Source organism: Vibrio sp. 661, assembly GCF_033339315.1.
Taxonomy (GTDB): Bacteria; Pseudomonadota; Gammaproteobacteria; order Enterobacterales; family Vibrionaceae; genus Vibrio; species Vibrio alginolyticus.
In genome coordinates this window covers 12,902-27,938 of the sequence record NZ_JAWOUJ010000029.1, presented here as the reverse complement: position 1 = coordinate 27,938, position 15,037 = coordinate 12,902, and the positions used below count along the sequence as shown (strand labels likewise).

23 protein-coding genes are annotated in these 15,037 nt (G+C 40.6%); 3 read left to right on the top strand and 20 right to left on the bottom strand.

Annotated features, from left to right (window positions below; genetic code table 11):
- Window positions 1-603: 603 nt before the first annotated feature.
- Both R7P69_RS23890 and R7P69_RS23885 read right to left on the bottom strand, forming a co-directional pair.
- A complete protein-coding gene (locus R7P69_RS23890) occupies window positions 604-897 on the bottom strand; it encodes a hypothetical protein (RefSeq protein WP_054575586.1) in 294 nt (97 codons plus the stop codon).
- A gap of 205 nt (window positions 898-1,102) precedes the next feature.
- Entirely contained in the window at window positions 1,103-1,735 is a 633-nt protein-coding gene (locus tag R7P69_RS23885; RefSeq protein ID WP_054575587.1) for a HEPN domain-containing protein, read from the bottom strand.
- 183 nt (window positions 1,736-1,918) lie between these two features.
- On the opposite strand from R7P69_RS23885, the gene R7P69_RS23880 reads away from it, so the two are divergent.
- The 3 genes from R7P69_RS23880 to R7P69_RS23870 all read left to right on the top strand — a co-directional run bounded on the left by R7P69_RS23880 (window position 1,919) and on the right by R7P69_RS23870 (window position 3,021).
- Window positions 1,919-2,161 carry a type II toxin-antitoxin system ParD family antitoxin gene (locus R7P69_RS23880; protein WP_053304443.1) on the top strand — a complete coding sequence of 81 codons (243 nt, stop codon included), beginning with the start codon at window positions 1,919-1,921 and terminating at the stop codon, window positions 2,159-2,161.
- Entirely contained in the window at window positions 2,158-2,457 is a 300-nt protein-coding gene (locus R7P69_RS23875; protein WP_038940224.1) for a type II toxin-antitoxin system RelE/ParE family toxin, read from the top strand. Before R7P69_RS23880 ends, R7P69_RS23875 begins: the two co-directional genes overlap by 4 nt.
- Before the next feature lie 171 nt (window positions 2,458-2,628).
- The gene (locus tag R7P69_RS23870) at window positions 2,629-3,021 is read left to right on the top strand and encodes a hypothetical protein (protein WP_054575588.1); all 393 of its coding nucleotides are present in this window, start codon (window positions 2,629-2,631) and stop codon (window positions 3,019-3,021) included.
- A gap of 147 nt (window positions 3,022-3,168) precedes the next feature.
- On the opposite strand, the gene R7P69_RS23865 is transcribed toward R7P69_RS23870, so the two are convergent.
- From R7P69_RS23865 to R7P69_RS23775, 18 genes are all read right to left on the bottom strand, one after another.
- Window positions 3,169-3,585, bottom strand: a complete 417-nt coding sequence (locus R7P69_RS23865; protein WP_017821968.1) for a lysozyme inhibitor LprI family protein — start codon at window positions 3,583-3,585, stop codon at window positions 3,169-3,171.
- A 206-nt stretch (window positions 3,586-3,791) separates the two neighbouring features.
- Window positions 3,792-4,016, bottom strand: a complete 225-nt coding sequence (locus R7P69_RS23860) for a hypothetical protein (protein ID WP_031781290.1) — start codon at window positions 4,014-4,016, stop codon at window positions 3,792-3,794.
- A gap of 201 nt (window positions 4,017-4,217) precedes the next feature.
- Window positions 4,218-4,430, bottom strand: a complete 213-nt coding sequence (locus tag R7P69_RS23855) for a hypothetical protein (protein ID WP_029858137.1) — start codon at window positions 4,428-4,430, stop codon at window positions 4,218-4,220.
- Window positions 4,431-4,709: 279 nt separating this feature from the next.
- Complete coding sequence (locus R7P69_RS23850; RefSeq protein ID WP_238951965.1) at window positions 4,710-5,102, bottom strand: SMI1/KNR4 family protein; 393 nt, start codon at window positions 5,100-5,102, stop codon at window positions 4,710-4,712.
- Window positions 5,103-5,235: 133 nt separating this feature from the next.
- Window positions 5,236-5,634 (bottom strand): hypothetical protein, encoded by a 399-nt coding sequence (locus R7P69_RS23845; RefSeq protein WP_238951966.1) that lies wholly within the window; start codon window positions 5,632-5,634, stop codon window positions 5,236-5,238.
- A gap of 160 nt (window positions 5,635-5,794) precedes the next feature.
- Window positions 5,795-6,109 carry a hypothetical protein gene (locus tag R7P69_RS23840; protein ID WP_238952354.1) on the bottom strand — a complete coding sequence of 105 codons (315 nt, stop codon included), beginning with the start codon at window positions 6,107-6,109 and terminating at the stop codon, window positions 5,795-5,797.
- Between the two features lie 158 nt (window positions 6,110-6,267).
- Window positions 6,268-6,621 (bottom strand): hypothetical protein, encoded by a 354-nt coding sequence (locus tag R7P69_RS23835; RefSeq protein WP_213962183.1) that lies wholly within the window; start codon window positions 6,619-6,621, stop codon window positions 6,268-6,270.
- Window positions 6,622-6,765: 144 nt separating this feature from the next.
- Window positions 6,766-7,197 carry a T6SS immunity protein Tdi1 domain-containing protein gene (locus R7P69_RS23830; RefSeq protein ID WP_238951967.1) on the bottom strand — a complete coding sequence of 144 codons (432 nt, stop codon included), beginning with the start codon at window positions 7,195-7,197 and terminating at the stop codon, window positions 6,766-6,768.
- Window positions 7,198-7,919: 722 nt separating this feature from the next.
- Window positions 7,920-8,675 (bottom strand): restriction endonuclease, encoded by a 756-nt coding sequence (locus R7P69_RS23825; protein ID WP_129152875.1) that lies wholly within the window; start codon window positions 8,673-8,675, stop codon window positions 7,920-7,922.
- Window positions 8,676-8,810: 135 nt separating this feature from the next.
- A complete protein-coding gene (locus R7P69_RS23820) occupies window positions 8,811-9,089 on the bottom strand; it encodes a hypothetical protein (RefSeq protein ID WP_115386111.1) in 279 nt (92 codons plus the stop codon).
- 210 nt (window positions 9,090-9,299) lie between these two features.
- On the bottom strand, window positions 9,300-9,596 hold the full coding sequence (locus tag R7P69_RS23810; RefSeq protein ID WP_238951969.1) for a hypothetical protein: 297 nt from the start codon (window positions 9,594-9,596) through the stop codon (window positions 9,300-9,302).
- 138 nt (window positions 9,597-9,734) lie between these two features.
- Window positions 9,735-10,331, bottom strand: coding sequence for a class I SAM-dependent methyltransferase (locus R7P69_RS23805; RefSeq protein WP_238951970.1), 597 nt, complete (start codon window positions 10,329-10,331; stop codon window positions 9,735-9,737).
- 144 nt (window positions 10,332-10,475) lie between these two features.
- On the bottom strand, window positions 10,476-10,886 hold the full coding sequence (locus R7P69_RS23800) for a cytidine deaminase (protein ID WP_238951971.1): 411 nt from the start codon (window positions 10,884-10,886) through the stop codon (window positions 10,476-10,478).
- Window positions 10,887-11,005: 119 nt separating this feature from the next.
- Entirely contained in the window at window positions 11,006-11,863 is an 858-nt protein-coding gene (locus R7P69_RS23795; RefSeq protein ID WP_238951972.1) for a hypothetical protein, read from the bottom strand.
- Between the two features lie 160 nt (window positions 11,864-12,023).
- A complete protein-coding gene (locus R7P69_RS23790) occupies window positions 12,024-12,404 on the bottom strand; it encodes a DUF4087 domain-containing protein (RefSeq protein ID WP_046875139.1) in 381 nt (126 codons plus the stop codon).
- 135 nt (window positions 12,405-12,539) lie between these two features.
- Window positions 12,540-13,076 carry a nucleotidyltransferase family protein gene (locus R7P69_RS23785; protein WP_238951973.1) on the bottom strand — a complete coding sequence of 179 codons (537 nt, stop codon included), beginning with the start codon at window positions 13,074-13,076 and terminating at the stop codon, window positions 12,540-12,542.
- 133 nt (window positions 13,077-13,209) lie between these two features.
- On the bottom strand, window positions 13,210-13,695 hold the full coding sequence (locus tag R7P69_RS23780; protein ID WP_222717014.1) for a GNAT family N-acetyltransferase: 486 nt from the start codon (window positions 13,693-13,695) through the stop codon (window positions 13,210-13,212).
- 733 nt (window positions 13,696-14,428) lie between these two features.
- The gene (locus R7P69_RS23775; RefSeq protein WP_222717014.1) at window positions 14,429-14,914 is read right to left on the bottom strand and encodes a GNAT family N-acetyltransferase; all 486 of its coding nucleotides are present in this window, start codon (window positions 14,912-14,914) and stop codon (window positions 14,429-14,431) included.
- Between the last annotated feature and the right edge of the window lie 123 nt (window positions 14,915-15,037).

Here is a 15,037-nt window from a genome sequence, read left to right as displayed (position 1 = left end):
TCACACTTTAATGATGAGTGTTCATTGCTATGCCCGCACCCAAAGCACTCCCATTTACTATCCATATTTCCTCTTATCGGCATAACGCCCTGTTAAGGTGTGAGCAACGCAATACCGATGCCGCCGCATGCCACCTTAAGCACAAAACGCAACGCATAGCAAAAATGCCAAGCGTTGCGAATCACTCTTAAACAGATTGTTAGGTTTATTCATGTGGATCAATTGGATCTCCGCATGGGTCCCAATAATGTATGCTGTTCCCTAGTAAGATTCTTCTTAAGTTGGGAGGATCGCCAGGTTCATTTTCTAAGTGGCTAATCGGAACTCTCTGAAGAAGATAATTAGATACCAGCTCTCCGTCCGGGGAGAGCGTCGTAGACATATTTGAAACTACAAATCCATTTTTTGCTTCTCTCGAGAGGACCCTCGAAACTTCATTATCAGATTTTTTGTCTCCGACTTTTAAAGTCAATGATTTATAAAGCATGTATTTTCCTCATTGGTTAATTGATTCCATCGCATACTTCATATTTTGCGCACTTCGGATTAACTTAAACCACATCAAACACTCAAGTCTAGCAATTGTATTAAGTGTACAGAACCTTAAAAATCCCAAGCTAGCTGGCATGTAGATTCGTGTATAACGTCTACTTTGGAAACCATACTCGGGTTTGATGCTATTTGCTGTAACGTTGTCCCCTTTGGTAATCTGAGTCCATTAAAAGTCATGTTCGGAGTATACAAACCTACTTTTCTAACGAAGCCTTCTGGATCTTTGGTAAAGTCTTGAATTTCACTATTTGAGTCAAACTTCAAAATTTCTGTAGCAACTACTTTACCTGCAGCTATTTCGCTAAGAGTAGTTGCATCAAGCTGAAGTCGATAAATCCTAGCCATACTGAGTCTCTCCTTATAAGGTTGATTAGACTCGTTAATGATAGTACAAATAACGAATATCAATTTGGTTAGCGCGCCTACATACACCTAACGCCCTGTTAAGGTGTGAGCAACGCAATGCCAAAGTAGCCGCATACCACCTTAATCACTAAATACAGCGCATAGTAAAAATGCCACGCGTTGCGAATCACTCTTAAACAGTTTGTTAGATGTTTTTTTCGACGACTTTTTCTGTATGCTTCATAACCCTAGAAGCAACACTGAATAGGTCATGCGCCGTAATTTCATATTTTTCGGCTATTTCAAAAATGTTTGAAGCATCCCCTTCTCGACCAGAACCAGGGTCTGGGTAGCGACCTGCCCAATATACAAAATGAGTTAGAGCCCTTAATATAGCTTTGTCCTTCTTTGATAGTGCGGGCACAAAATTTGCCAGCTCATGTAACCTATGGTGTCGAGTAGTTTTTTCTATTTTAAGATAGCCATCCACACCATGTTCAATAACCATCATAGCCTTCAGTGCAACTTCCAAACTGTAGCCAACAAGCATTAAACCAACAGCACAAAATTGACTATCACATATCCCTTTAAAATTTAGCGGCATTGTTTCAAACTTAGGTTCAGATTTAATTATTGCTAGAGCTGCTTGTGTTAAGGCTTCAGCTTGAGCCAACCACAAAACAGGACTTTTGAGATCTTCCATTTTCGGTTCAGCATAAGGGTCAAAATCACAACCAGTAACCATCGCTTGCAACAAATTCCACTTTAAATAACCTTGAGCACTGTAGCTAAACGGATCACTTTCAAATTGCCGCCTATTTGGTTGTAAAAAATCCATATTTCCTTCTTAACTTCTGAGAACAGCTAACGCCGCGTTAAGTAGTGAGCAGCGCTTGGCTATACTTGAGCGAAGCGAAACTGCCAAGCGTTGCTAATCTGTCTTAAACGCTTTGTTATGCGCCTTGCATCCAAGCCCAAATAATACCATAATTAGGTATCTATTGGTATTGAGGGCTATATTATGGCTAAGAACACTAGTATTACTTTGGGTGACCATTTTGACGGTTTTATTGCTAATCAAATCCAAAGCGGTCGCTATGCCTCTGCAAGTGAAGTCATTCGTTCCGCTTTACGTTTACTTGAAACCCAAGAAACTAAAATGAACACTTTACGCCAATTACTTGTTGAAGGTGAAGAAAGTGGAGTTGCGGATTATGACCTTGATTCGTTTATCAATGAGTTAGATAGCGAAGAGAAAAAATGAGACCATTTCAGTTAACTAACAAGGCGAAATCTGATTTAAGAGATATAGCCTTGTTTACCTCTCGACGCTGGGGTCGTGAACAGCGAAATATTTATCTAAAACAGTTTGATGACTCATTTTGGCTGTTAGCCGAAAACCCTGACATTGGTAAAACCTGTGACGAAATTCGCGATGGATACAGAAAATTCCCCCAAGGAAGCCACGTAATATTTTATCGTCAGATCGGCAGTCAAAATATTGAGATTATCCGTATACTCCACAAAAGCATGGATGTGAATCCAATTTTTGGCGCATAACGCCGCGTTAAGGGGCAGCAACGCGCTACCACCAAATTGCAAATTACCACCGAAAACACAAATGCCAAGATTTAAGCCAAAGTCGCCACGCGTTGACTGTCCCTCTTGAACGCTTTGTTATGTTGCTGTTCTAAAGTACAATCGCCGGCCTTACAACACGAGCGACCAACGATGCTATTTAACAACGATATCGACGAAATGATTAGCTATTTAGAACGTTTCTGTAAAGAACCGCATATAAAAGCACTAGATCACGTTTCAGACGAGCAAATTAACTTACTTCTAGATTTTTTAACGCTCGCCCACAAGTTAAAGTGTGATATCTACGCTACTAGAAACCTGAACAGTTCTCACTTTATTGGGGTTGGCGTCTTCGCTTTAACCCAAGACAGAGCTCCCCAGGGCAACCTATTTCTTAAAGTTGAATTAGACCGTATTTACCTTTCATTTGAATTAGATAGCTGTAATGAAGAGAACCTTTTAACGTCCGTCCGAGTGATTGATGCACTTGTCTATCTCGCTGAAAAAGATGGCCACGCTCAATTACCAGAAAACTATAAGTAATGGAAGCAACATAACGCCCTGTTAAGGTGTGAGCAACGCAATACCGAAGCCCCCGCATACCACCTTAATCACTAAATTCAACGCATAGCAAAAATGCCACGCGTTGCGAATCACTCTTGAACAGTTTGTTATGTGCGTGGTTGAAACCTACTCTACACTTGGCTCCGGTAAAACTGGTGGTGTACTGTCCATATAAGTTAAAAAGTTTTCCCATAACTCGTGCGTTCTTTGCTTAGTTAACTTAGTTTTGCACGATATCGCCATAACTCCACGAATAGTTCCATCACGCCATTGCGTATAAACCGAATCACAGTGAGAGGACATATATGCTTGCCAATCCTGTTGAGCAAGCTTAATTGCTGCGATCAGTTCTGGGTCATGAGAGTTGTGCTCAAAGCTAGTGTTTAGATATTTGTCTAATTTAACTTGTGCTGACTCTAGTTCAATAGCAGTACATTGGTTTATCTCGATTGTGGTCATCGCATTATTACAGTCAATGGACTCTTCTTCAGCAAGAGCACCAAATGAAAGACTAGCTAATATGATGATTAGACACTTATTCATCGTTTTCTCCTAAAGCACATAACGCCGCGTTAAGTGGTGAACAACGCCTACCACCAAACCCAAACCCCTTGCACCTTAAACACTTAAGCTGACTTGAACTGAAATCGCCAAGCGTTGTGAATCCGCCTTAAACGCCTTGTTAGGTGCGTGTTCCAATTGTTTTGAAGAAGACAGAACCAAACAAATACAAAATCAGTGGCGATACTTTAGACATCTTCGTGCCAAATTTGGCTTAACGCCACTCCCTTACTGAAGACTTTTTCACTGTCGTCTTCAAAGTTAACTACCACTTGGATGTCATTTTCGTCATCAGACAGTTGCACCCAATCAACCCATTCTATAGCAGGTGAAATTTGTCCATCTTCATAGACTATCCGAAACCCTTCACCCAAATTTTCGGACAATACTAATTCTATCTTTTCTTTATTCATGCGCAGTTTTTCCATGAAAACTTGAATACACCTAACGCCCTGTTAAGGGGTGAGCAACGCAATACCGATGCCTACGCATACCATCTTAAACACAAAACGCAACGCATAGTGAAAATGCTACGCGTTGCGAATCCCTCTTGAACAGTTTGTTATGTGTAAGAACTACAGCCTAGCAAGTTCGATAGCCAAAATTCTTTCAAACTATGCGTAAATTTCATCTCTTTTAGCTTGGTATTTTTTCGCAAGTTCTTTAGCTTCTTCTTTGTTTTTCGAAAAATCCAAAACCACGTAATCGGAAACCTGCTGATTTAGGAAGTGTTTATTGTTTTTAGAACACATATCTTGCACAGACTCTACATGGAACTTTTGTTGCGTTGCACTCCAAAGTACAACATACGAATTAACATCAATCATTTTTCACTCCTCAGATAAAACGTGAAGAGCGAAAGCTAAGATGGATCTAGTTTCTAAACAACAAAATTCACGCCCCAAAACAATCAATCGAACAACATGCGCTCACATCGAACAATATGCATTCACATCGAATACTCCAAAATCAACCAAGCTACAGATACATAACGCCTTGTTAAGGTGTGAGGCACACAATACCTAAGCATCCGCATACCACCTTAACCACTAAAATAAACTCATAGTAAAAATGCCACGCGTGCCGAATCACTCTTGAACACTTTGTTATAGCTTTTCTAACTTGGCAAATGAACTTGCAAGCAACTTAATCTCTCCGGTTTCATGAAGCCAAACATAAACTTCGGGCTTGAACTGTTCTGACTCTTTTAAGGAAACCATTTGATCACCAAGACCGTTACTAGCAATAGCCAATGCATGATGAGGAAAGTTGCCAAAACCAAAACACGCCTTGGTTTCTGCAATAATGTGGTTACAAGTACGAGCTAGCCTTTTTCGATCGGAGTTGTCCTTGATTGGGTAAAGCTCCCAGTCATCTTCTTCGGTCGTTGCCTCACCACCATTGTCAGTCTTCATCGATTCACGATAATCATGAGGGAGCCTTGCACCAAGCTCCACCTCAGTATTAACTAATTGTTCTTCTGTTAAGTTGAATGCCATTTTTACTCCAAAGCTATAACGCCTTGTTAAGGTGTGAGGCACGCAATACCGAAGGTTCCGCATAACACCTTAACCACTAAAGCCAACGCATAGTAAAAATGCCACGCGTGCCGAATCACTCTTGAACAATTTGTTATACGAATTTTTTCAGTGCCAACACTTGCTGTTCAAATAACTCACAATCTGACTTTGAGTATGACTTAGCGACATTGACCCATTGAACGCCCGTTTCATCTATGTGGCGAAACTCGACTTGAAGTGCATATTTAGAACAACGAAAAAGAGCAAAAACCAAACCTACAACCGTCAGACTAAGAACTAAAACTAGTAGCCATTGTGGCACCTCTTCCAACCTTGGAATAACTAACCAAACTGCCCCTGAAAAAACACACACCCAGAATAAAACTTGACCTAAATTATCAAGAAAACTTAACTCTTTAACCCTAGCATTGTTTATCTTAGACAAAGGATATGAGTCTTTCTTAAACCTGAACTCTTTTGAATCCAAGCTAAAATCAGTACTCTTATACATAAATTCCCTCTATTCGTATAACGCCCTGTTAAGGGGTGAGCAACGCAATACCAAAGCTCCCGCATAACACCTTAAACACTAAACGCAACGCATAGTAAAAATACCACGCGTTGCGAATCCCTCTTAAACAGTTTGTTATGAGCGTACTTACGTTGCCCACTTACCAGACAAAAAGTTTGAAACAAACGAGGATAAGCGCAACTGTGATAAGGCCAAACCAACCGATTGTTCGTGTTATTGTTTCCGGTGATTGTGTATTGAAATGAGGAAATAAAATGGCCCCAAAAGATAACAGTGGCACAAAACCGTATAATTGCCCCATTTGTGATGACGTGCCCAAAGGGAAAGGCGGAACAAACAAATACAAAATCGTATACGCAATATAGGCAAGCATTGCAATACCAGCTTCCTTTACCGACGTATCACTTTCTCCATACCAAAAGTAGAAACCCACAATGACACAAAAAACAGCCACACTGATCAACAGAACTATTCTCCTAATTACCCTTTAGCTCATAACGCTCTGTTAAGGGGTGAGCAACGCAATAACAAAGCCGCCACATACCACCTTAATCACTTAAACCAACGCATAGTGAAAATGCCACGCGTTGTGAATCCCTCTTGAACAGTTTGTTATGTAGCGATGCTCGCAAGGACACAAACCAAGAATGCAGGCACGCCAGCTATGAGGAGTTTGATACAAAAGGCTGTATTTTCTGAGAACCGCTCATCATCGATTTCGTCCGCAACACTACGGTCAACCATTGAGTCTGTAATCCTATCAACCTTGTCGTCAGACTGCCCCATACCACCCAGAGGTGGATACATGAAAAATAAGGCTGTCGTACCCCATATAAGCATCACGATGAAAAATGCATAGTCCGATACAAACTTAAGTCCCAAGAAGCCTGTAGACATCTCTAGACCAACAACTATTACGGCTGCTATTACATTCGCAACCAATACAAATCGAACTAAACCAACCATTTATACTCCATTTCTTACCTAGCTACATAACGCCCTGTTAAGGTGTGAGCAACGCAATACCGATGCTCCCGCATGCCACCTTAAACACTAGACGCAACGCATAGCAAAAATGCCACGCGTTGCGAATCACTCTTAAACAGTTTGTTATGTGTTTGCGTGCTGAAGTTGAAAATGCAACTGAGACATTAGTGATTGATATACTTTCATAGTAAATACTTGCAAATTTTCCATACAAAACTCACCACCAATAATTGGATGCAGATCCCAACCTAAGCATTCGTTTTGTTTTGGTTGTAGCCCGTGTTCGAGCGCCAAGTCATACCAACTAGTTAAAAAGACATTATCACACCAATCTTGTGATTTATTCATTTTATTGTACTCATGAAAGTCCGAAGCAATTGTTTCATAGGTACCATCTAAAACCGATAACAATGAAATTGAGCCATCCACTTCACCAAATAGCCAGTCACCCATGATGGTTAGATACAAAGGTTTCCCTGTAGGATTAAGCAACCATTTCCACTGAGGTAACAAGGTATCTATTTCTACGTCCGAGACTTCCCAAATAAACTGCATTTTTATCTTTCTCACTCTGTTTAGAAACCCATTGACACATAACGCCCAATTAAGGGGTGAGTAACGCAACACCGATGTTACCGCAAACCGCCTAATCACTAAAATTAACGCATAGTAAAAATGCCACGCGTTACGAATCCCTCTTGAATTGTTTGTTAGTACGCTGCCCGCAAAGCCTTTGGTACATGCCAAGACATTGAAATATAGCACGAAACTGTTGGCTTAAAACACTGAGGCTAAACAGAAAACTGCCTAACTGAAAACTAACTTCAAGACGTAAGTTGGCTAGAAGAAAAACATGCTTAACAGCCCTTTTTCACCGTTTTTAAATTAGCAAAGAATACGGACTTCAAACTTGAACAACTGCGACAAAGAAACGCTTATTTTGCCGAAAATTTCTCAGCGCCAAAGAAACCACGCCAGAGAAATAGCCCAAAAGTTAGAGACCGTAAACGATGAAGTCAAAGCGGAAACTTCACATCTAGTGCCACCGGAGCGAACCTGAAAGGCACATTTGATCAGATGTAAAGCGAGGAAAAGAAACCAATAATAACAGGAACTTTTAGCCTTTGATGCCAACCCAGTACTAACGCCCTGTTAAGGTGTGAGCGACGCAATACCAGAGCTGCCGCATACCACCTTAATCACTAAAATCAACGCATGGTAAAAATGCCACGCGTTGCGAATCACTCTTAAACAGTTTGTTAGGTTTGTGTCTACCTTCAGTATTGTTGTAACCAAGATTTGAGATCATTGAAGTCTTTCAGATCAAGATGATTTTTTGCCATTTCAGCCTCTTTAATAGCATCTCGACTGAAGAAGCCAGTAGTTACAATAATGCTTTTTGTTGCTTGCCTTAGGTTATGAACACCCATAACTTCACGAATTATACCAACACCAACTTTATTGTCTGGAGCATATTTTTTGCACTCAATATGCGTCAAGTAACTGCTTACGGAATTACGAACATAAGCAATAATATCGCGCCCACCATCTCTTGTTGCTTTAGTTAGCTCAACGTCGAAACCCATATCTTTCAGTATACTGGCGACTAACTCTTCAAATTTTCTTGGAGTTAAGTCATACATTTTTTCTGGGTTCTTTTTGAGGTAGATTTTGATTTGGTCATCGATTGACGTTACAACATTAATTGCATCATCAGTAATAATCTCTTTAGATTCAATGTAAAAGTTTTCTTCGAATGAACCTTTTATTTCCATTTCACTCATTAGTGAAAGGATCTTATCCTCGGCATGAGCCTGATTTGGGAGACTAACATCAGCTTTTATACATCTATAGATGTGGTCTTCATCTTTAGCTAAAACAACATATGACCAGTCTTTATCATATGGGTCACGTATGACTGTACCTGCAAGATCAATCTCAGAACTACGAAACCAAGCTCTCTCAGGGAAAAAACCCATACTATCGACATTGAGAGAATCAAACTCTTCTTTTGATATTTCCTGAATACTCATATTTTTCCTCGAAAAACCTAACGCCCTGTTAAGGGGTGAGCAACGCAATACCAAAGCCGCCGCATACCACCTTAAACACAAAAACCAACGCATAGTGAAAATGCCACGCGTTGCGAATCCCTCTTGAACAGTTTGTTAGGCGACATTTCTACGTTTAACTTCTTTCTCATACGAAGATTCGTTGTATAGCCAAATAGCCCAAAATGCGAAAAACATCCCGATAGTGTAAATTGAGTAATTAAGAGCATTATCCGATAAGAAAATCGTAATGCCTGCCGCGTCAGAAGATGGATAAAGGAAAATAACATTAAAAATCATGTACAAAATGGCTGTGACGAAAGTTGTTCTGAAAAGCCAATTTAAACATCCTTTCTTTCGAGATTTTTGCCAATTATCAAATGCTTTACCATTCATTAATCCACTCCTTTTCTATTAACTGAAGCTAGATTCACGCCAAGATACTATCACTACTCTATCGTTTATCTCATGTCGCCTAACGCTCTGTTAAGGGGTGAGTAACGCAATACAAAAGCCGCCGCATACCACCTTAAACACCAAAACCAACGCATAGTGAAAATGCCACGCGTTGCGAATCCCTCTTGAACAGATTGTTATGTTTGTAGCCTAAGCCAATCGATTGTACTCACATATAATAGTTTTGAGGCTGCTACCAAATGGTACGCGCCAAACTGGATTACCTTGATCATCACTTGGTTCGGAATCGACTAACTTAGTGATAAAATTTTGTAGCCTAAGCTTAACGTCACCTGTAACTTTGACTCGATACGCTTCCCTTTGTACCTCAATCCAAAGGCTTCCTGATTTTATCTTTTTGTGCATCAACCTATATCGCTCACCGACGTTTATCTTGGTTTGAATATTGTCCTTCGAACTCAGAGCTGATTGGATATTTGGATTCATTTAATTCCTCCCGAAAACATAACGCCGCGTTAAGTAGTGAGCAACGCCACCGCGAAACCTAACCATACCACCTTAAACACAAAACCCAACGATGGAATGAAAAATGCCTAGCGTTGCGAATCTGTCTTAAACGCTTTGTTATGTACGTTTCACCGCGACCACGGAATATGTATGCCAATGCTTCATTCTACCCAATGACGTTTTCGCTGTTTCATCACGTTCGAAGAACCTGACTATTTCAAAACCCGAGAACAGAGCCTTTACTTCTGATTCCGACAACGATGTTGTAGGGCTACGATAGTTGTTAGCCCAACTGTCCTTGAAACCCATGAAGTCACCAGCAAACACTCCACCGATTTCAATTGAAGAACTGATGTTGCTCCAAGTCGATGCAAATTGGTTTGGGTCAGCGAAGAACAAACTGGAGTTTGCGATAACTACACCAGATTTTGGATAGTCGAACGACTCAAACGAGGACGCTGAAATATCCACTAATGACTTTGACCCAAACCTGTCTCTACAAATAGCAACTGAATCAGGATTAATATCGAAGCCGTGAACTTGATAACCCTGTTGATCGAGGTATTCGATATCACTGCCGGTTCCACAGCCACAGTCAGTGGCTACTTTGAGGTTTGATTCATTGAGTCTAACAGCAAATTCAGTACGTTTTGAATGTGGGCGAGATAGTGCCTTTTCGTAGTACTGACGCCAAATTTCAGCATTTTCATCCATAAATTTCTGATTTTCCGTAAAAGTACATAACGCCCTGTTAAGGTGTGAGCAACGCAATACCGAAGCCACTGCATACCACCTTAAACACTAAAACCAACGCATAGTAAAAATGCCACGCGTTGCGAATCACTCTTAAACAGTTTGTTATAGCGCTTTGCCGTTTACAAGTGACCAATGATGAGGCATTAATTCTCGTATAGTCTTGAAAACCAATGCATTCCCTGAAGTCGTAATTGCTGCTTTGACATCCCCACCCCAATGGACGAGGCGCTTTTGGCAAACTCCGCATGGTGACAAAATTAGAAATTCATCGTTCTCGCTCTCACGACACAGGCATAATGAGTGGGTCACTCGCTCATTGAGTTTGTGAGCCTCTAAATACGCTCCCACCTCCATGCATAGTGAAAGAGCATCGTTTTTAGTATCAGGAGCAATGCTTGTTAATATTTTTCCTGACTCTGTTCTAACAGCCGCAGCTCCACCCCAACCAGAAGGATATCGCATATTTACTAGTTCTATTGCTGCTTGATAGAGCTCTTTTTCGATATTATCCATGACCATCCATATTCAATTTTATCGTGCGCTATAACGCCGCATTAAGGTGTGAGCAGCGCTTGGCTATACTTGAGCGAAGCGAAACTGCCAAGCGTTGCGAATCACTCTTAAATGCTTTGTTAGGCAATTTTAAAATACTTAGGCATAGTCATTTTTTGATCTTTTTCAAAATTCAACGCTCCATATTGAATCGGAAGACCACAGAAATTTGCAATCTCTTCATACCAAACTTGTTTCTGTTTACGAATGAGAATCTTTGTTGGTATTGGCTTAGATTCGGTACCCTTTTCACTTACAATACATTGAGAAGGAAGTGTTAATTGATTTTGTGTTTTTAGTAAGTGAAACAGAATATACCTAACATCTTTGATAGATTCATATAGCTTGTTAACAGCATCTATTGGCGTAATTTTTTGTACAACACCACGATCTCCAAATAACACAATTAGAATCCTATCTGGTAATGTTATTGCTAATGCTCGATAAGGGGCTGGCACATCCACTAAGAAAAAGCCCTTGCCTTTATCTACTTCTTTGTTAATAACAAAAACAGAACCAAATGGTGATGGATTGACAGTCTTCGAATCAGATGAAAGCAAATTAAACAAGCTGTAAATTACACCCGAATCAATATCTACCATCTCTTTGGGAATGATTGTACCTTTGGCAGGATTAGAACGATCAATTGGTAGTGTAGTATCTTTATATGACAGCGCATAACTTACTTTTAATGCCCAAAGATAGTAATCCATTGGCGAAGATGTGTTTTCTCGTATTCTTTTCTCAAGACTACTAAATATTTCTGAGTTACAAGTATGACACGCAGGTACAACAGCTTGATTGTACTTTATCGATGTACCATTTGATAAACCCAATTTTTGATCATTTAGATTGAAATACTTTTGAAGCCACCTTGGAACAATGTGTTCCTTTGATAACTTATTGTGCAGTGTTCCACATAAAACACATTGGTTCATCGAACTTATTTCCTATTTATATACGCTTATTGCCTAACGCCCTGTTAAGGGGTGAGCAACGCAATACAAACGCCGCCGCATACCACCTTAATCACTAAAACCAACGCATAGTAAAAATGCCACGCGTTGCGAATCCCTCTTGAACAGTTTGTTAGGCGAATTACTTAAAAGGAAGTGGAATATCTTTCGTTATGGATATGTCCTCTAAACACTGCTTCAAAGGTAACTGCTTGGATTTATAGATTGTTGTAATCGAATTTTGCTCTTCGTCTACGTCCACTGTTAAGCAAGCACAACTAAAACCATAGTTTCGATTTGTTCTAACAAATTCATTTTCATTTGCAGTCGCTTGATAAAGCAGTTCCATCGATTTATCGTCCAATGCATTTGAAGTACCTTGGACTGATATATCCCATGAGCCATCGCGATCAATCAACCACATATTGGCAGGAGAAGGATTTTCAAGCCATCCACATCGAGTCTCTTCTGCCGTCGCTGCTAATGTGGAAAACATCCCCAAAATAACAATCAAAAATCTCATTATTTACTCCATTCGCCTAACGCCGCGTTAAGTAGTGAGCGACGCCTACACCTAACTTAAACCACCGCACCGTAAACACAAAACTCAATTTGAACCGAGAATGCCATGCGTTGCGAATCTGCCTTAAACGCTTTGTTATGGCGCAATTCTCAAAGATGGCCACCGAACTAGCCACCCTTTTGAACTTACACGATTTTCAAAGGTTTCTCGTAACCTTTTAGGATTATGTGTGACCCAGTAACTAAATAGGGATTCAAAGCCAAAAGCAGCAATACACTCATACTTATTTGACCCTACTTGACGAACAGCAACCGCTGTTTCTTTTTCTGGCCAGTAACTCATTGCATTCAACGAGCTTTGATAGGGTTCATCACCATTACGCTCATTCATTGTCGCTTGATTACGCACTTGCCAGTTAAGTTTGGGCATGCGGGCTTTAAGAAGCTCTTCGTAATCCAAGTGGGCACTGGAGTTAGATTCTATCGGATCAAAGTAGATGACATCGACATCATTTAAAGGCGTCGGTTCATTGAAATTATGCAATGAATCCCAAACTAAGTTTCGAACAAAACCTGCAGCAATATAGCATTGGGGCAAGCCTAGTTGGGACACATGTGCAAGTGCCTCAACTCTTATTGGATCTTGTTTAATTAATTCTACGATTTTGTCCATTTTCGCCCTGCGCCATAACGCCGCATTAAGGTGTGAGCAACGCTACCACGAAACTTAACCTAACCACCGTAAACACAAAACCAACGAAAGAATGAGAAATGCCAAGCGTTGTGAATCACTCTTAAATGCTTTGTTATGTTCGTAGCCATTTGTACATGACATAGCTATCAACTAACCCTAGATGAGCATGCTTATATGCCTTGGGAATTGTACCTATGATTTGAAACCCTAGCTTCTCCCAAAGCTTCACCGCAACTTCATTGGTAGAGACCACGCTGTTAAATTGCATGGCATCAAAGCCAAGTCTTAGAGCTGCTTCCTGAGAATGTTCACACATAAGGCGTGCAATGCCCTTACCTCTAGCTTCGCTAGAAACCATGTATCCACAATTACATATATGGCTACTTGGCCCCATTGCATTTGGCTTGATGTAGTAAGAGCCCAGTACAACGTCATTTTCTACGAAAGCAAAAGCTTTCAGGGGAGATTCACACCATAAAGCGAAGGCTTGTTCTAGCGTCATATTTGGGTCAAAGGCATAAGTTTCTTGCGCCTGAATTACCGCTGAAAATGTTGGCCAAAACGACTCAAAATCGGCTTTTGTGATTTCCCTAATCATGAATTTCCTCCTAGAACATAACGCCCAATTAAGGGGTGAGTAACGCAACACCGATGTCACCGCATACCACCTTAATCACTAAAATTAACGCATAGTAAAAATGCCACGCGTTACGAATCCCTCTTGAATTGTTTGTTAGTACGCTGCCTCTAAACCTTTTTGTTTGCACCAAGATATTGAAATATAGCACGAAACTTGAGGCTTAAAACGCTGAAACTGAAGGGACAACTGACAAACTAGAACTCAACCTCAAACGTAAGTTGGCTAGAAGAAAAACACGCCAAGCTAGCCTATTTCGACCATTTTTAAATTAGCAAAGGATTCGGTCATCCAACTTTGACAACCGCACCAAAGAACTAAAGTTATAGCAAAAAACCAACCACACAAAAGAAGCCGCGCCAAAGAACTAAAGTTATAGCAAAAAACCAACCACACAAAAGAAGCCGCGCCAACGAAATAGCCTAAAAGTTAGGAACCGTAAACGGTGAAATCAAAGCGAACACAACTCATATAGTGCCACCGGAAAGAACGTGAAAGGCACATTTGACCAAGTGTAAAGCTAGGAAAAGAAACCGATAAACACCAGAAATTTTACTGTTGATGCCAATCCAGTACTAACGCCGCATTAAGGTGTGAGCAACGCTACCACGAAACTTAACCTAACCACCGTAAACACAAAACCAACGAAAGAATGAGAAATGCCAAGCGTTGTGAATCACTCTTAAATGCTTTGTTATGTTCGTAGCCATTTGTACATGACATAGCTATCAACTAACCCTAGATGAGCATGCTTATATGCCTTGGGAATTGTACCTATGATTTGAAACCCTAGCTTCTCCCAAAGCTTCACCGCAACTTCATTGGTAGAGACCACGCTGTTAAATTGCATGGCATCAAAGCCAAGTCTTAGAGCTGCTTCCTGAGAATGTTCACACATAAGGCGTGCAATGCCCTTACCTCTAGCTTCGCTAGAAACCATGTATCCACAATTACATATATGGCTACTTGGCCCCATTGCATTTGGCTTGATGTAGTAAGAGCCCAGTACAACGTCATTTTCTACGAAAGCAAAAGCTTTCAGGGGAGATTCACACCATAAAGCGAAGGCTTGTTCTAGCGTCATATTTGGGTCAAAGGCATAAGTTTCTTGCGCCTGAATTACCGCTGAAAATGTTGGCCAAAACGACTCAAAATCGGCTTTTGTGATTTCCCTAATCATGAATTTCCTCCTAGAACATAACGCCCAATTAAGGGGTGAGTAACGCAACACCGATGTCACCGCATACCACCTTAATCACTAAAACCAACGCATAGTAAAAATGCCACGCGTGCTGAATCCCTC